The sequence below is a fragment of the Shewanella yunxiaonensis genome, from assembly GCF_018223345.1.
In the GTDB taxonomy this organism is placed as follows: domain Bacteria; phylum Pseudomonadota; class Gammaproteobacteria; order Enterobacterales; family Shewanellaceae; genus Shewanella; species Shewanella yunxiaonensis.
In genome coordinates, this window is record NZ_CP073587.1 from 1,451,568 (window position 1) to 1,471,080 (window position 19,513).

13 protein-coding genes are annotated in these 19,513 nt (G+C 47.1%); 6 read left to right on the top strand and 7 right to left on the bottom strand.

The window, feature by feature from the left end:
* Window positions 1-5: 5 nt before the first annotated feature.
* The 5 genes from KDN34_RS06750 to KDN34_RS06770 form a co-directional block, all read right to left on the bottom strand.
* The gene (locus KDN34_RS06750; protein ID WP_212596127.1) at window positions 6-608 is read right to left on the bottom strand and encodes a hypothetical protein; all 603 of its coding nucleotides are present in this window, start codon (window positions 606-608) and stop codon (window positions 6-8) included.
* Window positions 609-955: 347 nt separating this feature from the next.
* Window positions 956-3,040, bottom strand: coding sequence for an MtrB/PioB family decaheme-associated outer membrane protein (locus KDN34_RS06755; protein WP_212596128.1), 2,085 nt, complete (start codon window positions 3,038-3,040; stop codon window positions 956-958).
* A gap of 12 nt (window positions 3,041-3,052) precedes the next feature.
* Window positions 3,053-4,012, bottom strand: a complete 960-nt coding sequence (locus KDN34_RS06760; protein WP_407695795.1) for a DmsE family decaheme c-type cytochrome — start codon at window positions 4,010-4,012, stop codon at window positions 3,053-3,055.
* A gap of 99 nt (window positions 4,013-4,111) precedes the next feature.
* Entirely contained in the window at window positions 4,112-6,118 is a 2,007-nt protein-coding gene (locus tag KDN34_RS06765; RefSeq protein WP_212596129.1) for an OmcA/MtrC family decaheme c-type cytochrome, read from the bottom strand.
* A gap of 318 nt (window positions 6,119-6,436) precedes the next feature.
* Entirely contained in the window at window positions 6,437-8,620 is a 2,184-nt protein-coding gene (locus KDN34_RS06770; RefSeq protein WP_212596130.1) for an OmcA/MtrC family decaheme c-type cytochrome, read from the bottom strand.
* A 631-nt stretch (window positions 8,621-9,251) separates the two neighbouring features.
* Here KDN34_RS06770 and KDN34_RS06775 point away from each other — a divergent pair.
* The 3 genes from KDN34_RS06775 to glnS all read left to right on the top strand — a co-directional run bounded on the left by KDN34_RS06775 (window position 9,252) and on the right by glnS (window position 13,617).
* The gene (locus KDN34_RS06775) at window positions 9,252-9,491 is read left to right on the top strand and encodes a FeoA family protein (RefSeq protein ID WP_212596131.1); all 240 of its coding nucleotides are present in this window, start codon (window positions 9,252-9,254) and stop codon (window positions 9,489-9,491) included.
* Entirely contained in the window at window positions 9,484-11,778 is a 2,295-nt protein-coding gene (feoB, locus tag KDN34_RS06780) for a Fe(2+) transporter permease subunit FeoB (protein WP_212596132.1), read from the top strand. The genes KDN34_RS06775 and feoB overlap by 8 nt, the downstream gene beginning before the upstream one ends.
* Before the next feature lie 168 nt (window positions 11,779-11,946).
* Window positions 11,947-13,617: a glutamine--tRNA ligase gene (glnS, locus tag KDN34_RS06785; RefSeq protein ID WP_212596133.1), complete on the top strand. Its 1,671-nt coding sequence runs from the start codon at window positions 11,947-11,949 to the stop codon at window positions 13,615-13,617.
* Window positions 13,618-13,677: 60 nt separating this feature from the next.
* Here the strand turns inward: glnS and KDN34_RS06790 are convergent, their stop codons facing one another.
* Together KDN34_RS06790 and KDN34_RS06795 are read right to left on the bottom strand one after the other, a co-directional pair.
* A complete protein-coding gene (locus tag KDN34_RS06790; RefSeq protein ID WP_212596134.1) occupies window positions 13,678-13,941 on the bottom strand; it encodes a hypothetical protein in 264 nt (87 codons plus the stop codon).
* 84 nt (window positions 13,942-14,025) lie between these two features.
* Window positions 14,026-15,354 (bottom strand): MFS transporter, encoded by a 1,329-nt coding sequence (locus tag KDN34_RS06795; RefSeq protein ID WP_212596135.1) that lies wholly within the window; start codon window positions 15,352-15,354, stop codon window positions 14,026-14,028.
* A gap of 258 nt (window positions 15,355-15,612) precedes the next feature.
* On the opposite strand from KDN34_RS06795, the gene KDN34_RS06800 reads away from it, so the two are divergent.
* Genes KDN34_RS06800 through KDN34_RS06810 form a run of 3 tightly spaced genes read left to right on the top strand, consistent with a single transcriptional unit; the run spans window position 15,613 to window position 19,300 of the window.
* Complete coding sequence (locus KDN34_RS06800) at window positions 15,613-17,679, top strand: TonB-dependent receptor plug domain-containing protein (RefSeq protein WP_407695796.1); 2,067 nt, start codon at window positions 15,613-15,615, stop codon at window positions 17,677-17,679.
* A 39-nt stretch (window positions 17,680-17,718) separates the two neighbouring features.
* Window positions 17,719-18,801, top strand: coding sequence for a sensor histidine kinase (locus KDN34_RS06805; RefSeq protein WP_212596136.1), 1,083 nt, complete (start codon window positions 17,719-17,721; stop codon window positions 18,799-18,801).
* Window positions 18,776-19,300, top strand: a complete 525-nt coding sequence (locus tag KDN34_RS06810; RefSeq protein ID WP_212596137.1) for a response regulator transcription factor — start codon at window positions 18,776-18,778, stop codon at window positions 19,298-19,300. The genes KDN34_RS06805 and KDN34_RS06810 overlap by 26 nt, the downstream gene beginning before the upstream one ends.
* Window positions 19,301-19,513: the final 213 nt, after the last annotated feature.

Here is a 19,513-nt window from a genome sequence, read left to right on the forward strand (position 1 = left end):
CTAGACTAACTTCCCAGTAAGAGTTGCCAAATGTAATACAACTTATAAACACACCAGCCTGCAGGTAGTAATATTAACAACCAGCGGCAGCTTTTGAACAACCGGTTTTCCTGGGGTTGGCGATTGACGGTAAACCAAGCGAGAATTGCTGCAATGACAGATAACGGCCAGGCTAACAGGGATAATAAAGACAGTACTGCGGCGGCAGCTAACATTATCCAACCCGCATGCGGACCGCTTCTGCGGGGAGAGTTTTTTAGTTGAAGCGGCAATAATGCCAAGGCGGCTGCAATAATAATCAGCCCCAAATTTAGGGTGAGATATGCGGTAGAACTGTTATCCGCCAAGACCATCGCAGCGGCAATTAATGGCATCAGTAACGAAAGTGAGGTATGGGTAATGACAAACCGGCGACTGTTGTACTGACCGTTAAAATAAAATAGTAACTGCAACGCTAAATTCACAAGGGTGAAGCCACCTAACCCCAGGATCACAAAGACACTAGCGAGTACGCCATTAGTTTGATCAGCAAAAGCGGGCAGGGAACTGGTGAGTAAAATGGTTGCAAAAACTATGCGTATGCGAAGAAGAAAGGAACTGGAGTTCATACCGTTTGGGGCTTGTTATAAATAATCTGACATACCTTGTCGTAAACCGGCGCTAGTTGCAAGGCTTGTGTGCACCGAGAGTCACATTCCTTGTAAAAAATTGGGCGGGTCCCTCCGCCTGAGTATCACAAGGTAAAATTGTGACGGTTTGACAACCGGAATTCATGCTTATTTAACGAGGATAACATCTGTATGTTAAATAAATGTAATGCGATTCTATGTTAGGTTTTCACAGCTGGCAAGAGAAATATAGAATCTTTGTGATTCAACAGCTTAAATTAGACTAATGGATTATTCTGGCAAGAAAAAAGCCCGCGACATGCGGGCTTTCTAATCGTTTTTTTATATCAGAGCTTGTAGTTGACACTTAGCATCACTAAATGCGCGGTGTAATCGTGGCTGGTATCACCAAAACTGAGTACGTTCCAGATACTATCGACGGCCAGATCATTGGCATCGTCGTTGTCCAAATACTTGATCATTTTGTAATCCAGACGAAGTGCTACTTTTTCTGTGGCCTGATATTGAGCATAAGCATTGATATCATGTTCCTTGGAATAGTAATCACCATAATCACCGGTTACACCCTGACGTACTTTAGTGGTAGAGCTAGATTTTGAGTAAGTGTAATCCAGTCCCAGGCGCAGTTTTTTCTCCAACAAGTTGTCGTAGTATACTCCCGCACCCGCTACATCCACTTTGTCTTCGGTGTTAGCGAACCAATTAGGTGTGCTGTAGGTAGAACTACCAGCCTGTTCATTCTTGATATTCTCATAACTGTAGAACAGGTTTAAGTTCAGATCTTTAAGCAACTGGTAGTTGATATTGGCATCGTAATTCATGTCACGTGATTGTGTCAGACCGATTTCAGTATCGCTGTAGTCATCCAGTGCATATCGACCACCTACGTCAATGGTAAGATTTTCCAGTGGTGTATGAGTCACGTGGGCTTCCACCATCTTACGATAGCGATTTGCCAGATAGTATTTGCGCAACAGGGCATTGGATTCAGAAGAGGTCCATTGCGAGGCATCATAATTAGAACCATCGCGTTTGCCCCAACTACCTTTTACTGACATATTCCAGTGCTCAAAAGTACTGACCCCGAGGCGGGCCCACACTGTATTTTCGTCATTGATTTCACGGTCTGAGTAGTTACGTTCGGTACGATCGTAATCATAGCCACCGGTCAGTTTCACACCACTGATAATGCGATAGTCCGCTGTCAGCTTACCTCTCTGTTTAGTAGAGTCGTAAGGCGTGTTGTACACGGCATTGCCGGTAACGTTGTTGACACTGATCTGGGTCCACTCGTAAACATCGGTCTGATTATCACGGTCGTAATAGTCATAGCTGCCGGATATCCGCAGATCATTACTGATCTTATGCACCGCGCGAATATCCATATCGGTGATATCGACTTCTGCATCCAGATTACTTTCTGGTAAGGCGTAGCTGTAGCCGGAAGTTACAAAGTCTGAATCTTGTGACATACGGCCAATCATCAGCCGGCCACTAACCATACTGCCACCACCATGGTACTGACCACTCAGTGATACCGTGTGGGCATCATTGTCAGGATCTAGTGATTTATAGCCAGAAGTTGACCCATCCAAGGTAGTGAAGGCGCTATCAAAACCAAGGCTCTCATTATCATTGCGGAAGAATGAACCGTTATAAGACAGCTCAGTAAACCAGTGCTCACCGTTGAGTTTGACACCCGCCGCGACAGTGTCGGTGCTGTAGTCGACAGGCTCTGGCAACATGGTGGATTGATTATAGATGGTACCGGAAGTCGTTTTTACACCAGTTTTATCTTCACGCTGGTAATTGACAAATGTACTCCAGAGCTGATCTGCCCGGTACTCCAAGCCAATACCATAGCGTTTACGCTTAAGTGATTGTTCGAATGTAGTCAGGCTTGATTGTAACCCGGTCATGCTGTCACTGGAACCTGCGGTTATCCAACTATCTGGAAGAGACAGATAACTTGAGCCAATACCGGAATACGGTGTCATTCCGGTTTCGCTACCGTACGTGGCAATCTGACGGTAATTGGCAGTAACCTTGTACTTACCAATCTTACCTGAGCTCACTTCAGCGCGGCCGTTCTCCATGCCCAGATTAGTGGCTTTAATTTCAGCTTTGTAACCATCTTTTCCACGATAAGTCACATCTGCGTCGACTTTGCCAACAATTTTATTTTCTGCGGCCAGCGCGTTAGCTGAGTGGATATCATCACCGTTATTGTATCCGGCTCCGACACTAACGCTTCCAGTTGCGCCTGTTTCAATCTTACAGGCACTGCACTTCCAGTTTTTTGTATTGAGATGGGCAGTGTTGGCATCTGCGATGCCATAACCATCTGCTGCCATTGCTGCACTAGCGTTGGCCAGTAAAGCAATAGTGATCAAATTAAATTTAAATTTCATCTTCCTGCTCCCTTAACGCTGCAGCAATTTGCCGGATGGATTATTAGAACCATGTACCTGACTGTGGCAGTTCAGGCAGCTTCTACCACCGGTAAAGGCGCTACCATTCACAGTTGATCCTAATCCGGTATTACCCATATAGGCATTGCTGGTATGGCCGTCACTGGCATGACATTGTTGACACAGCATTGGTGCCCGAGCTTTTAACATGGCTTCATTAGCTGAGCCATGTGGGTTATGGCAACTGTCGCAGTTTTCAGTGACAGGGGCATGCTCCCATAATTTTGGACCACGTTTCTCGGCATGACAGCTGTAGCAGGTTTCGTTGATCGTTGGTTTTACCAAATCCGCTTCGGTACTGGTACCGTGAGGATTATGGCAATCGGTACAGGTCATCTGATTCCATTTCAGCGGGTGTGCAGAACGCTTGTTCATATCCGCTTTTTCTTTGGTATGGCAGCTGGTACAAACTTCTACTTCTGTAGCTTTCGACAGAACAGGATCTTGAGCCGCATGGATAGTGTGGCAAGAAGCACAAGCTACATCAGCATTGTCATGGTGACTGCCTTCCCAGTTCATGCGTTTATCATCTGTATGACAGCTAAGGCATACTGAGTTCTGCTTCTGTGGTGACAGCGTTGACCCTTTACCAAAGGTAATCATCGGCTCATTAGCGCCTTTGTGTTTACCTTGAGGACCATGACAAGCTTCACATTGTAATCCCGCCATCGGACTTTTACTGGAATCTATGGCGCCATGGACCCCTTTAAAAATTTCCATGACATTGCCGGTTCTGCGGTGACACATTAAACAGGTATCAGCACCTTTAGGTGAGTATTTACCTTCTTCAAATTTTTTATCGAGGGCAGATTCTACCTGCGCAGGAGTCATTTTTTTATCCCACGGTGCGGCATGCGCAGTATGGGCTAGCCCTAAAGACAATACTGCAGCCACTAACGTAGTATTCAGCATTGCTTGTATTTTTTGGTTTGTATTCATCATTTGGCATCCTTGATTTGTCCAAACTTCGGAGAAAGCAGGGAGGTGTTTCCTCCCTGCGGTTCGGGCAAATTACATATTCACCACTGTGTGGTCTGCAGCTGTTGGTTTGTGGCAGTAGAAACAAGTTTCTGACTGCGCGGCTTGGTTGGCAGCGGTGTAATCACCGTTGACTACCGCACCATAACTTTCAAGTGTTTCTTGAGAATGCAAACCATCAGATCCCAGTGCGTGACAGGAAGTACAAACGGCTGTGATCGGTGTGGTGTATTCACCAGCAGCAGTTGCCAGTGCGCCTTTGTTTTTAAATGAATCCAGATTGAAGCTGGTATGACACTGAGTACACTCAGTGATAACGCCCACTTCGTTGTGAACTACGTGGAGTTTCATTTCAAATGCGCCTTTGTTGGCACCGCTGGCGTATGTGCCATCTGGAGTATGGCAGGCAACACAACCGTCAAGACCAACAGTCATTTCACCATTCACTTCACGACCCAACTGATCACTCAGCACGAACCCAGTGTGATGGCCTTTATGCAGTTGGAAGCTATCTCCGTGACATTTCTGACAAGCGGCAAAACTAACAGAGTCAGTATGACGATAGGTTGGTGCATCGCCAGACTTAGTCCCAAAGGCCAGCTGTGCTTTCATACTGGTAGTATCACTGTCACTGGTACAAGCAATCAGATCTGCACCGCTAGTACACATTTCCAGACCGATGAAAGTAAATGCTGTGTCTGTATCACCGCTACCAAAGGGTAAGGCTGGTGTAGTGTAAACCAGTTTGCCATCGACAATACTGACATCACTCTGCAAGGTATTGTCGGTAATCAGGTCTTTAGTGACATGGGCCACACCTGAACCGGGGCTAACGTTGTAACCCATAATTGGGAATTCAGGGCCAACGTTGGTGATAGTTTCCAGGCGCTTAATTTTGCTCAGTTCAGAACTGGCGTCCAAAGCATTGCCATTAGCATCAATCAACGTAACGGTCAGTGTGGCGCTGTCATCATCATTAGCAACCAGAGTAGCTGTCATACCGCGTTTAGCGATCACGGCTTCTTTGTTTTGATAGTCTGTGGAGTGAACTTCTTCAGTCCATTCGCTGTTGTGACAAGCCACACAGTTAGAGTTGTCAGACTGCTGGCTGTGACCTTGGCCAGTAGCAAAATCGATATCGCTATGGCAGCTACCACAGGCCTGAGCGGTTGGTACCTTAGACCAGTTACCCCAATCAGGAGTTAAATCCCCCTGATCGTTGTGACATGTGCTACAGGTTTTAAGTGCTTCGCTTTCATATACCGGTTGCGGTACACCATCAGCATCGACGGTAAAATGTTTAGCATGGATCAACATGCTGAACTGATCATCAGAGTTACTCAAACGATTAGGTGTATGGCAGCTAGCACACATGTTGACGTCGTTATAAGAACCGCTGTGATGTGCAGTGCTCACATCTCCGTGACATTTGTTACAGCTAGCCGTGGCCACAATCTTGCGGGAATAACCGGGCTCGTTACCGGAAACGGTGAAGTCAACAATGGCATTAGAGTTAGGTACTGCGGTGCCATCAGGTAACGGTGTGTTATAAGCACGGATCATGAAACGCTGTGCGAGCTCTGCATTAAAAGTGGTTCTGGTAGCAGAGGTGTCAGCGAAATTAGTGGAGAAGGTATAGGTATATACACCGTTTTTCTTGTCTACAAAGGTACCTGGACAAGTGCTAGCAAGGTCACAGGTTTCATCGACAATATACTGCCATTGTGTGGCGTTACCGACACCAGTTGCTCCCTGAGGTAACAGCTGCAATGCATAGAAACGCATTTTTTGCAGCCCGACCACAGCTTGATCATCCTGGTTGGTTACCTGGAAACGAAGACTGGCAACACCATCGGTGATAGTTTCATCATAAAAGGTAAAGTTTAAAGCATCGATCGTCATGGCGGGGCTGCCACCAGCCGAACCGTCAGAACCGGCTGCACCATCTGCTCCATCGCTGCCGCCACAACCCGTTAAGGTCATGGATAACGCACCGGCAGCAAGCAGTAGTGCGAATTTTGAGTTACTTGCGTTCATCATTATTTTTCCCTGCAATATGGAAGCACTCGGTCAACATCCTGCCGTTTTTGTCCGGTAGATTGGTGTTGTAATCAGCTTGTTGACCCCATGCTGGATAAAGTATCTCCCACGGAAAGGCTAACGCAGAATATCAATAAATGCTTCTAAACAGGCGTTAATGTGTGACTTGGATCTTTCTATTTTGAAAGAGATAGTTAACTAATGAAACTTGTACTACAGCTTTTACTAAATAACTTGATACACTATCTAACTTATTGTTTACAAAAAATGAAGGAGGCACTAGGCCTCCTTCATTTTTTCGTGGTAGCGCTTACTTAGTTAGTTGCCATGAGCTTCCATCAGCTGTGATGGTGTGTGACAAGTCTTACAGGTTTCTGCCGCACGTTGCTTAACATCATCGGCGCTGATACCGTCGAGAATACCGCCGTTAGTTTCAATGTGAGACTTAGCCGCATCGGTCAGGTATTGTTGGTGACAGCTCAGGCAAGCCCCGGCATCGGAAGATACCCAAATTTCGGCTCCGCCATTGTCAGTGTCACCGTAACGCCACGCGCGATCCGGATCTCGGCCCAAGGTAATTCCGTCATCAGTGTGACAGGTAGAACAGTCAGTTTTCAGCACTGTTCCTGACCCTAACCCAGCATATTTCAGGTAATGGCCTTCCTGTTCATGTACCTTGAATGCAAAACTAGTCGGTACTTTGCCACCTGGATAAGTTGAATCTGATTTCAATGTTTTATCAGGTGTATGACAAGCCTGACAGTTCACACCATTAGCGTTGTGAACAATTTCCTGGCCATGACAGCCCAGACATTTGTTTGCATCAATGATGTTACGACGAGTGGCTACTGTTGCGGTGTCGTCTTCGCCGGTAGTTCCCCAAACAAACTTGTAAGGATCTTGTTTGATATAAACTTTACGAACGTTGTCTGCACTGCAATCAGTTAACTGAATATCATCAACGCCATAACCGCCGTTGTTGAAGCAGGCTTGCAGCGTAGACCAAATTTCAAAAGTCTTGCCGCTGGCATCTGCTGGCATATTCATACTGGTAATTGTCACAGTGTAAGTCTTGGTAGCGGCATCATATGTTCCGGCGCTTAAACTAGCGCGGCGGTTGCTATATGACGCTTCACTGTATGCTGGGAAGTCTTTGTCGATGTCCCAGCCCACAACCATACGACTGCTTTGGTTGATATAAGTCTGATCGACAGCATTACCATCCGCATCCAGTACCTGTACACCGAAGGTCAGCTTACCATTGGCATCAAGGCCGATATTGGACACTTTTACACTCATCTCTTGTGCCAATGTGTAAGCTTTCAGCACATCGCCATGACGTTTAACTGCGCTGCCAGTGCCTGGATATGGTGATTCGGCATTGTGGCAAGACATACAGTCGGTGCTGCTGTGGTGAGCAGAAGGTTTTTCTGAATGACAGGCAATACAAGCAGTATTGCTTTTCTCTTCAGTAAACAGTGCCGCATCGCTTGGCGCGCTAGTTCCTTGTACGTGACAAACCGCGCAATTTGCGGCAGGTGTCTGCGGGAAGTTGACTTCCCCAAAGTTTTCAACGCTGCCACCGTAGCCAACGATCTTGTATGGGTCAGCAACTTCATTACCATCCGCATCGTAAGTAACGCGAGCGGAACCGCGGTGAATTGCATGGATCATGTAAGTGAAGTCAATGCTATTGCCTGATTCTGGGTCACCGGAAGTTGCCGTATGGCAAGCTTCACAGTTTGCCAGATCCAGACGACGGCCGCCGTGAGCTTTCAGACTGTCTGGTTGGTGACAGGTATAACAAGCATCAATCGATACGACGTTGCGGGTCTGTATACCAGAGGTCATGCCACTGGACGGCTGCCAGTCAAAATGCGCATTGACCGCGAGAGTGTCAGTTTTGAGTTCCAGTGTGACACGTTGAGTATCATCGGCGTCATAAGTCACTGAGACTGGCGTTGTCACGTTAGCGATATTGTTTTGGTAGGTATAGGTATAGGTACCATCACCATTATCCACCAGGCAATTGTCGCAATTTGATACAGACTCAACAGTTGCTTGAGTTTGAGTGGATGGATTGAGGTTGTCTACGTCAGTCGGTACGTTAGAAGGCGCTTTGGTGACGTTAATGTACGACTGCCATTGGTAACCGTGATCAAAACCGGTGGAGCCATCAGAATTTGTGTCAACTACGTGGGTTAATTGGGCGATGCCAAAGCGTAGATCATAATCCTTGGTAAGACCGACAACCGCCACACCATTGGCATTAGTTAAAGAGAAGGTAACGCTAACGCTGCCGTTGGAAATAGAAGCATCAGTAAAATCGGCTTTTAGCGTAGTAGCGTTGTCGATGCTGAGCGTAGTTAATCCGGGTTCACCGGGGGCTCCGTCTTGGCCGTCTGTGCCATCGCTTCCGCCGCAGCCGGCGAGCACCAAAGACAACAGCCCGGCTCCCAACAGCGCTTTGCTCGCGGCATTGAAATTAAACCGTTTCATCATTATGTATCCCTGCAAGGTTTATAGTTCTCTCTGTAACGGGCATTAGTTTTGGAGTTGTCGCTACAGTGAGTGGAGTGAGATTTCCATACATAAGGCTATCCAAATGTAAGTCAATTCGCAGTTATTTTAGCCAGGTTATGTGATTGAGATCTGACTATTTATAAACGACTAGTAAGGTTTCTGGACAAATTTACAAAGTGGTTATTAAAAGACTGATGAATAGGGAATTCATCTTAAAAATGAATCATTTTTCATTTTGAGCAAAGCTACAGACAGAGCCGCTGCAATGCTTGCCGTAGTATCTGGCAGCGTCTGGGCAACAATTTTTTTGCGTTGTAGACGACGCGCACTGTAAAACCGCATTACAATACCTGCCGCAGCGCTGAGTGATAAACCTTGATGTATATCTCCTTTTTGTGACGCAAAAATTAGCCTGTTCCCTAATTTTCTGACCAAGCACACAAAGTTGCCACAAACAGCAGTTTATTTTCATTTGACCGTTTATTCCTGCGTAGATTTGACACATAATACAGACACAATTGAAAATTATTATCGTTTACAGTTAGCGTTAATAATGACTCTTGCAGTTGCCTCACGGTAGTGCAGAGCTAGCAGTTAAGTGGTAGAGGCTATGAAGTTAAGTGAATTGAACCCCGGCGATCGCGCAAAAATTTCTGATATCGGGCGTTTGGAACTGCCATCCGCAGTTAAACGCAAGCTTTTGTCTCTGGGGATTACACCCAATACGCATTTCTCACTTATTCGTCGCGCACCGATGGGGTCGGGTCTTGAACTCGAAATCCGTGGCAGTAAATTGTGTGTGCGCCAAGAGCTGGCACAGATAGTTGAAGTGGAGAGGGCAGATGATTAAGCAGTTTCATTGTGTCACTGTTGGGAACCCTAATGCTGGTAAGTCAACGCTGTTTAACGCTTTGACTGGAGCTAACCAACAGGTTGGTAACTGGGCAGGGGTGACGGTTGAGAAAAAAACCGGCCGTTTCACGCTACATGGCGTTGATGTATTCCTGACAGATCTGCCGGGCATATACGATATTCTGCCATCAGAAAGCGACTGCGACTGTTCTTTGGACGAACAGATTGCCCAGCAGTTTCTCGCCACTCAGAAAATGGATGGCATTATCAATATGGTCGATGCCACCAATATTGAGCGCCATCTGTATTTAACGGTTCAACTTAGGGAACTGGGTATCCCTATGGTTGTAGTGCTGAACAAAATCGATGCTGCCACCAAGCGTGGGATCAACATTGATGCAGCAGCCATGAGTAAAAAACTTGGCTGTCCTGTGATTGGTGTGACCTCTCGCGATGCTAAAGATGTCGAAAAAGTGAAAGCGCTGGTGGTGCAGTTTTTTGAAGGCCATGTGTCATCTGCACCTTTATTATTGGATTACGGCCCTGAAATTGAAGCCAGCGTTGCCGCATTACGTGAAGCTGAGCCCAACCTTAGCCGTGGCCGTGCATTGGCAAAGCTCGCTAACGCAAAAGGGTGTAATGCCTGTCAACATGGCGCTAATAATCAAGAAGTTGAACAATGCGCAGAATCCTTTGCTCGAGATGGTAAAGATATTGAGATCCATGCGGCGGCAACTCGGTTCGATTTTGTTGAAGCCCTTTATCAAGCAGCAATTCATGCGGAAGACAAACCAACGTTTAGCGATCGGCTTGACCAGATAGTGCTGCATCCAATATGGGGTGTTCCCATCTTCCTGCTGGTTATGTACCTCACCTTCATGTTCGCCATCAATATCGGCAGTGCTTTTATCGACTTTTTTGATATCTCTGCCGGTGCGTTGTTTGTTGACCATCTCGGTGCTTGGCTACAGAGTGCACATGCCCCTGAGTGGCTGATTACTATTCTTGCTGGTGGTGTCGGTCAAGGTATCCAAACCGTTTGTACCTTTATTCCAGTAATTGCAGCGTTATTCTTGGCATTGTCAGTACTGGAAGGTTCTGGCTACATGGCAAGGGCTGCATTTGTCGTTGATGGTCTGATGCGCCGTATCGGTCTTCCCGGTAAAGCCTTTGTGCCGATGATTGTAGGTTTCGGGTGTTCTGTTCCTGCAATCATGGCGACTCGGACCTTAGGGAGTGAACGTGAGCGTATCGTCACAGGTATGATGGCCCCGTTTATGTCCTGTGGTGCGCGGTTACCTGTATATGCATTGTTTGCTGCGGCTTTCTTCCCAGAATCCGGACAGAATTTGGTATTTATGCTTTACGTCATCGGGATCTTTGCCGCTATCGGCACTGGTTTGATGTTGCGCAAAACCTTGTTACCGGGCAACAGTACTGCGGTAGTGATGGAGCTGCCAACGTATGAATTACCTAAACCGCGGATGGTCTTAGGCCGTACCGGCAAGCGAACTAAAAGTTTTATTTTGGGTGCGGGTAAAACCATCGTGTTAGTCGTAACTGTACTGAACTTTATTAACTCTATCAGTACCGATGGCACCTTTGGTCACCAGGACAGTAAAGAGTCTTTACTAAGTGTGGCAAGCCAGAAGATCACGCCGGTGTTTGCCCCTATGGGATTACAGTCGGATAACTGGCAGGCAACCGTTGGGATTGTTACGGGCATCTTCGCCAAAGAGGCGGTAGTCGGTACACTCAACAATCTGTATAGCAGCCAGTCCCAGACTCAAGGTGAATTAACCCCTCTGAGTGATAGCTTTAAACAGGCACTGAGCACCATTCCGCAAAATTTATTAGGGATTAATCTTGGTGATCCGCTGTCGTTGTCCGTTGGCCATGTTGATAATGTCGATGAGGCAGCAGCAGAGCAGGGGGTAGAACAAACCACATTTAGTGCATTACAGACAGGATTTAGTGGTCAGCTATCTGCCTTTACTTACCTGTTGTTTATCCTGCTTTACACACCTTGTGTCGCCGCAATGGGAGCCTTAGTGAATGAGTTTGGACCGCGTTGGGCCAGTTTTGCCGCAAGCTGGACGCTGGCTTTAGCTTATGGCACTTCAACCGTGGTGTACCAAGCGGCAACCATTCCTCAGCATCCGGTGCAATCATGTTCCTGGATCGCATTTTTCGCTGCGGCGTTGGTCAGTTTTTATCTGTGGTTGAAACGTAAAGCCAAACGGACTCAGCAAATCATTCCCGGAATAAAAATTATTACTGAGTAATTTCCGGACATTAGATTGAAAAAGCAGCGCTATTTGCTGCTTTTTTCTTTTTGAAGGAACGTTGACGGGCGTTGTTACAGTTTTTATCCTAGAAGCATTGTCAGCGGGCATGATCTGTAGGATCATGCCCGTTTTATAAAGATTGCAAGGTTCGCAAAGAGGAATTACATGAGTCAGCTGGACACTGAAGTACGTCCGAGTAACTTCATTCGCAATATCATTGATGAGGATTTAGCCAGTGGCAAGCACACCAGTGTGCATACCCGGTTTCCGCCGGAGCCTAACGGTTTCCTCCATATCGGTCATGCAAAATCTATTTGCCTGAACTTCGGTATTGCCCGCGACTACCAGGGACAATGTAATCTGCGTTTTGATGATACCAATCCGGAAAAGGAGAATATTGATTACGTCAATTCTATCAAGGAGGACGTGCGCTGGCTCGGCTTCCAGTGGAGTGGCAATATTCATTATTCATCCGATTATTTTGATGCGCTACATGGTTATGCTGTAGAGCTGATCAAAAAAGGCTTAGCGTATGTCTGTTTCCTGAATGGCGAACAGATGCGCGAATATCGCGGTACGCTTAAGGAGCCGGGTAAAAATAGTCCCTACCGCGACACCTCAATTGAAGAAAACTTGGCGTTATTTGAGAAAATGCGTGCGGGTGAGTACAAGGAAGGTGAGTGTAGTCTGCGTGCCAAAATTGATATGGCATCGCCATTCATGTGCATGCGTGATCCGGTCCTGTATCGCATCAAGTTTGCTCATCACCATCAGACTGGGGATAAGTGGTGCATCTATCCAATGTACGACTTTACCCATTGTATCTCTGATGCGTTGGAACATATTACGCATAGTTTATGTACGCTGGAGTTCCAGGATAACCGTCGTCTGTATGACTGGGTGTTGGATCACCTGGACGATTTTAACTATGAAGGTCGTACCCGTCAGTATGAGTTTTCACGGTTAAATCTTGAGTATACCGTGATGTCTAAACGCAAGCTGAATGAGCTGGTAACGCGTAAATTAGTTAACGGTTGGGATGATCCGCGGATGCCGACGATTGCCGGTTTGCGACGTCGCGGTTTTACCCCATCGTCTATCCGGGAATTCTGTGAGCGTATTGGTATTACCAAACAAGATAACCTGGTGGAAATCGGTATGCTCGAGGCGTGTATTCGTGAAGAGCTGAACGAAAATGCTCCACGTGCAATGGCAGTGATCAACCCCATTCGGATGGTGATTGAAAATTACCCGCAAGGTCAGACTGAAATTATCAGTTCTCCGGTCCATCCAAATAAACCAGAGCTGGGTGAACGTGAGTTACCTTTCAGCGCTGAACTGTATATTGATGCCGAAGATTTCCGCGAGGAAGCCAATAAGCAATACAAACGTCTGGTATTGGGTAAGGAAGTTCGTCTGCGTAACGCATACATTGTAAAAGCTGAACGTTGTGATAAAGATGAACAGGGTAATGTCACCACAGTATATTGTAGCTATGATGCTGATACTAAAGGGACTAATCCTGCCGACGGTCGTAAGGTTAAGGGCGTCATTCACTGGGTGGATAAAGCTACAGCGCTGCCTGCTGAGTTCCGCTTGTATGATCGTTTGTTCAGTACTGCGAATCCGGCTGGCGCTGATACCTTGGACGAAGCATTAAACCCAGATTCACTGGTTGTGCGTCATGGTTTTGTGGAAGCAGGTTTGGTAGATGCTGTTGCTGAGAAAGCTTATCAGTTTGAGCGGGAAGGCTATTTCTGTGCTGACTGCAAGGATTCCAGTGCTGATCATCTGGTGTTCAATCGTACGGTTGCACTGCGTGATTCTTTCGCATAATACTGAGAGACATAACTAAGCCAAAGGCGCCTTAAGGCGCCTTTTTCGTCACAGAGCCTATTAGGGCTGCTTTTTATTGCCATTGCTTTCATCAAGTTGCTGTTGAATTTGCGCCTGCTGTTGAGCAGCAGAATCTGTGACGAGTTTATTTACCTGAGATGCAAATGTGTTGAGATCTTTTGGCGAAGTTGGCACCAGGGGCACACCACTGTTGGTTGTGGTGACATCACTCGCGCTCGAAACTGAGTGATTGAGCCCCTCTAGCTGCTTATAAAGCATCAGACCAATAATCAGTAATGCCAATAGCAGCGTGATAAATTTCAAGGCTACCTCCAGCGATTTTTTATCGAGTTCATCGTTTAAGCATACAGCAGCTTATTGTTTTCTCTCGTATCCACATCATCAATGTTATGGTTCACTGACTTCTGGCAGCGTGCGCAGATAAAACACGGCCCCGAGTGCCGCTAATGCGAGTAGTAATACCACGGCCACGGCACCAAACCAGTCTCCGAGAAGCCCGACAAAGCCACCGCTTAACATCAGTACGCCGACAACAGTATTGGAAACGGCAACATAAGCTGCTCGAGTCTCCTGGTTTGCCATATCGACCAGATAAACTTTGCGTCCTAGGCGCACTCCGCCGTGCATGATATTCAGCACAAAAAACAATACGGCGATTCCGTATGGGTTGATAAGCCAAGCCCAATGCCAAGTGACGCCCACAAAGGTGATAATACCTAACAGCGCAGCGCCCGATGCGGCGATCATCATCACCCGTTTGCTGGAGTGGTCGCCCAGATATCCCCAAAATGGTGAGGCAAGACTCGTCCCAAGCCCATTAGCAATGATCAAAATGCCTAGCCCCGTCAGCTGCGTCCCCGCTACCGCCTGGGCGAGTAACACGTAGAACGGTGGTGCCAGCGCCACGGAAAGGAGCAATGTTCTGGCAATAACAAAGTGACGAAACGGTTTATCAGTCTTCAGCAGCTTTAATTGTTGTAATGCTGCGAAAATGGTACTGCCCTCTGACGCTGTGTTCCCTGCAGGTTCTTTAATTGCGGCAAATATAGTGATAGCCAGCAACCATAATATTCCCCCGGCCAACAATAGGCCTGCAAATAGGCTGACACTGGCGTCTTTAAGGTTTATGGTTCCCAGCCAAATGCCTACTGATAACACGGCAACGCCTGAAATGCCGCTGCTCAGTCCCATTAGCCGTCCCCGCCGACTTTTGGCAATGGTCTTTCCCAGCACGTCTTTAGCGGAGACAGAACATAGTCCGCGTGCCAGACTGAAAACTAGCAGCATCAAAATGATCAATATACCTGCGGTGTGACCATGGTGACTGATGGCCACCCATGCCATACCAAATAGGCTCACTGCGCTAAGCAACGCCCCCACCAGCCACACATATTTGCGGTAAGCCAGGCGCCGCACTGCTGCGGCAACGGCTAATTGAGGAATTAACACGCCGGCTTCTCGCAGTGGCACTAATAAGCCAGTATAAAATGCTGGCACCCCAAGTAAGCCAAACAACCAAGGTAAAATTAAGCGCGCACTGCTGATCTCATCGGCAATTTTTCCCATGCAGTTAGCGGTAAGATAACTGAAGAAGTTATGCGGTTGATCTTTGGCAGCCCGTTCATCAATGTCCTTGCTGACGCGCTCACCATGTTCACCGGTAAGCAAATCATACAATTTATCCAGCAACGTACTGTCAGTCTGGTGATGGGACATAGGGTTATATCATCTCTTGGCAGGTTAGGTTCAATCCGCGTTAGCCTACCACTCCTTTGTGACGCAATAAATCGCGCCACAAATCACGCGCCAATTTATCTTTGGTCGGGGTGCGACAATATGCCGCGCCTTATGTGATCAAGCTCTCGTTATAATGCGCACAATTTTTACAGGTGACTGACGTTTAAGGTGATTATTGTGAGTGACTACACGAATTTTTATGTACAACATTCTGGTTGGAAAGCCAGCACAATGCTGATGGCCATGACTGCTGCTTTTAGTCTTTCGGCATGGGCGGACGAAGCCGACAGTATGGCGTCTGTTGAACGTTTCGAGGTGATAGGTCAGCAGCCAGCGCATCATGGCACATTAGGCGCGGTTGATTCGCTATTAAAACAACAAGGGGTAGATTTTTCTGAAGCCGGAGGTGTATCGGCGCTCCCCATACTCAATGGCATGATGGGGGATCGTGTTAAGGTGCTGATAGACGGTAATGATGTTACTGCATCCTGTGCTAATCAGATGAATCCACCACTGTCTTATATCTCAGCCAGTCAAGTAGCCGATGCGAATGTGGTTGCCGGTGTCTCACCTGTCAGTGCCGGAGGTGACAATATTGCCGGTGTGATTGAAATCAGTAGTCTCAATCCCAAGTTTTCAGAAAGTGACTCACTTCAATGGAATAGTGGCTATATATCAGCAGGTTATCACAGTATCAATGATGCTTTGTTGTTGGGTGTCGGTGCGGAGTTAGCCAGTCACAATTTCAGTCTGAATTATCAGGGGGCATATGAAGATGCTAATAGCTATAAGGATGGTAACGGCGATAAGGTCTTGGATACGTTGTACCGTTCGCAAAACCATGTGCTGACTGCTGCTTGGCGCGATGCCACACAGCAATTTGCCTTGAAACTAACCCATCAATATATCCCGTTTCAAGGGTTTGCCAATCAATACATGGATATGACGGATAACCGCAGTTATGGCGTGTTAGCTCGTTATCTAAAACAACTTAATCATGATGGTGAGTTTAGTGCGCAAACAAACTGGCACACTGTCACCCATAAGATGGGATTCTTCACCCCGGAGAAAACCGGGATGATGCCGATGAACACTGATGGTGATGATTATAGCTACCAGCTGCACTGGCGTTTACCCATGAGTAGTAGCAGCATGTTGCTGCTGGGGCAGGAAACGTACGATTACCACCTGGATGATGACTGGCCCGCAGTGACTGGCTCATCCATGATGGGGCCGAATGACTACGTCAATATCAATAATGGGCGGCGTTTACGAGCTGCGCTATATGGTGAATGGCAGCAACATCTAAATCCAAATTGGTGGTGGTCACTGGGCGGCCGCTACGAGTATGTCATGACCAATGCTGGTGAAGTGCAAGCCTATAATTCAATGTCGATGATGGGCATGACCAACGTTGACGCCACCGCCGCCTCAGCTTTTAACAACAGCAACCATAAACGCAGTGATAACTTGTTGGATATCACGCTGATGACCCGCTATCAGCTCTCTGCAGCTCAACAACTGGAGTTTGGATTAGCTCAGAAAAATCGGGCGCCTAATCTTTATGAGCGTTATAGCTGGGGCCAGGGCGTGATGGCATCCACGATGATCGGTTGGTTCGGTGATGGAAATGGCTATGTGGGTGATATCAATCTGAAGCCTGAAACGGCTAGAACGCTGAGTATTGCTTACAAAGCCAATACCGAGAGTTGGCAATTTTCCGCGACCAGTTGGTATACCAAGGTACAGGATTATATCGATGCTCAAGTTATTGGAACCTTTAATAAAAGCGGCCTGCCGGCTGGACAGCGTAACCTGCTGCAGTTTATCAATCTGGATGCCACACTTTACGGCGCACGCATTAATGCCGGTTACCGGCTGGCGGATAATCTGTCTGGATCATGGCAGTTAGATGCCAGTATCAGTGCCACGCATGGTGAACGAGATAACAGCAACGAACCGCTTTATCAGATTAAGCCATTGCAGACGGCACTGGCGTTGCAGCAACAATTGGGTAGCTGGCAAAACAGCGTCGTGTGGCAATGGGTGGCGGCAAAGGACCGCGTCGATCCGAGACGCCTGGAAAATGATACGGCTGCTTATTCGCTGATTAATTTCACTAGTCGCATGAAGTGGCAGCAGGTCACACTGAGTCTGGCTTTAAATAACCTGTTGGATCATTACTACGAATTGCCATTAGGTGGTGTCAGTATTGCAGATTACAAAGCTGACAGCAGTGTAGGCTTCAATCAAATGGTAGGTTCTGGGCGTTCGCTTGAATTTGGCGTCAGCTACTCGTTTTAAGGTATGCTGTGGTAACCACGTATAACGGAATAATACGTAATGATACTGTTGCTGGTGATGTTGTTGTGGCAACGCCCGTCACCGCGTTGGATGTTGCTGCTGTTGTTAACAGAAGTGCTGTTGGCTAATGGCATTATTGCGGCCAACGGTGCTGCCAGTAATCCATTTAATGCCGTGTTATTGTTGCCGGTGGTTTTGGCTTTTATGCTGCTGCCCTGGTTGTCAGCGGCAACGGTATTGGCGGTGAGTCTTGCCTCTCAAATCAGTCAGTTATGGCTATTGCCGCGGCATGGTGAACATGCTGGAGTCATGACAAGTCACTATTACGGTATGGTGATAGGTTTTGTGCTGACCGCCATACTCGTTGCCGCTGTCGTTTGGTACCTGCGTGAGCAGCTCGCGGTACGAGAACAAGCCATTCATCGACTGCGAGAGCGGCAATTGCGAAATGAACAGTTACTTGCCATTGGTACTGCAGCAGCCCAATTAACTCACGATGTAGCAACGCCGGTGCAGTCGATGCGGTTATTGATTGAGGAGTTACTGGAACAGCAAACGCCAGGCTCTGTTCTCACAGAACTGGATCAGCAGTTACACCGCATCGAATATCAATTACGCAATTGGCGTTCTATTGCTGATGAAGTGCGAGCTGCTCGATTGCGACCATACGAGTTAAAACATCTGTGGCAGTCATTACAACATCTGCTGTTATTAGCCAGACCGGAAACACCAATAAACTGGTATTGGCAAGATATGGCGCCTTATGGGGAAATTCGGGCGGACGGCACGCTGCTCCCGGCGTTGACCAATATTATTATCAATGCCTGTGAAGCCGCACAGACACAATCGCATTGCCAAGTCGATGTTTACGCAGCAGCGACTGCGGATTATTGGACGTTGAAAATTGAAAATTCTGCGGTCGGCGTGTCACAAGCGTTGTTAACGCAGTTAGGTTTCCGCTTATTGCCCAGTGAAAAAGGGCATGGCGTGGGCGCGGTGCTGACGAATGCGACCATTGAAAAATTTCATGGAAAGGTCAATTGGTATCGCCGCGACGATAAGATAGTCACTTATGTTGAATTGCCGCTGGAGCCTCATGCAAAAAATCATAGTGATCGATGACGATCGTACGTATCTGCAAGTGCTGCAACGACGTCTGCAGCAGACTGGGAACTATGAGGTTGCTGTTTACGCCTCAGTGGCTACTGCACTGCAACAGCCCGCACAACAGGTGAATGCGATTTTATTGGATATGATGCTAGAGCAAGAGTCCGGTTTAGACGGCATTCCGCTGTTGAAGGCACATTTCAATCCCACCCAGCTCATTATGCTTACCGGTTATGCCAGCATCGCTACTACCGTAGAAGCAATGCGGCGAGGTGCTACTGATTACTTGGCAAAGCCAGTGGGATTGCATGAAATCATCCAACGGTTATCGGGGTCTACAACCGGCCTCGTCACCGAATCGCCTAAACCCATGACGCCAGCTCAGGTGGAATGGGAACATATCCAGCGCACTTTGCTGGCGCATGATGGCAATGTTACTGCCACAGCTAAAGCTTTGGGATTGCATCGTCGGACGTTGCAGCGCAAATTGCAAAAGCATTCCCCTGGGAGATAAACCGGTTCTCGGATAGGGGGAATAAATCATCTCATTGCCACTAAACTCATCCGCAATAAAAATAAAATATTACTATTTTTAAAATAATCATATCGTAATTTTTAATACGCTGATTAATAAAACTAAAATAAAACACAGGCTATTTTTTGTATAAATAGTATTACAAAAAATATAAAAATCATACCAAGTATGACTTTGATCAATTTTAGTAAT

Excerpts from the sequence above, each read along its gene's own strand:
- KDN34_RS06755 (WP_212596128.1), bottom strand. The coding sequence starts at position 3,040 with ATGAAATTTAAATTTAATTTGATCACTATTGCTTTACTGGCCAACGCT.
- KDN34_RS06750 (WP_212596127.1), bottom strand. The coding sequence starts at position 608 with ATGAACTCCAGTTCCTTTCTTCTTCGCATACGCATAGTTTTTGCAACC.
- KDN34_RS06760 (WP_407695795.1), bottom strand. The coding sequence starts at position 4,012 with ATGCTGAATACTACGTTAGTGGCTGCAGTATTGTCTTTAGGGCTAGCC.
- KDN34_RS06805 (WP_212596136.1), top strand. The coding sequence starts at position 17,719 with ATGATACTGTTGCTGGTGATGTTGTTGTGGCAACGCCCGTCACCGCGT.
- glnS (WP_212596133.1), top strand. The coding sequence starts at position 11,947 with ATGAGTCAGCTGGACACTGAAGTACGTCCGAGTAACTTCATTCGCAAT.
- KDN34_RS06800 (WP_407695796.1), top strand. The coding sequence starts at position 15,613 with ATGGCCATGACTGCTGCTTTTAGTCTTTCGGCATGGGCGGACGAAGCC.
- KDN34_RS06775 (WP_212596131.1), top strand. The coding sequence starts at position 9,252 with ATGAAGTTAAGTGAATTGAACCCCGGCGATCGCGCAAAAATTTCTGAT.
- KDN34_RS06810 (WP_212596137.1), top strand. The coding sequence starts at position 18,776 with ATGCAAAAAATCATAGTGATCGATGACGATCGTACGTATCTGCAAGTG.
- KDN34_RS06770 (WP_212596130.1), bottom strand. The coding sequence starts at position 8,620 with ATGATGAAACGGTTTAATTTCAATGCCGCGAGCAAAGCGCTGTTGGGA.
- KDN34_RS06765 (WP_212596129.1), bottom strand. The coding sequence starts at position 6,118 with ATGATGAACGCAAGTAACTCAAAATTCGCACTACTGCTTGCTGCCGGT.
- feoB (WP_212596132.1), top strand. The coding sequence starts at position 9,484 with ATGATTAAGCAGTTTCATTGTGTCACTGTTGGGAACCCTAATGCTGGT.
- KDN34_RS06795 (WP_212596135.1), bottom strand. The coding sequence starts at position 15,354 with ATGTCCCATCACCAGACTGACAGTACGTTGCTGGATAAATTGTATGAT.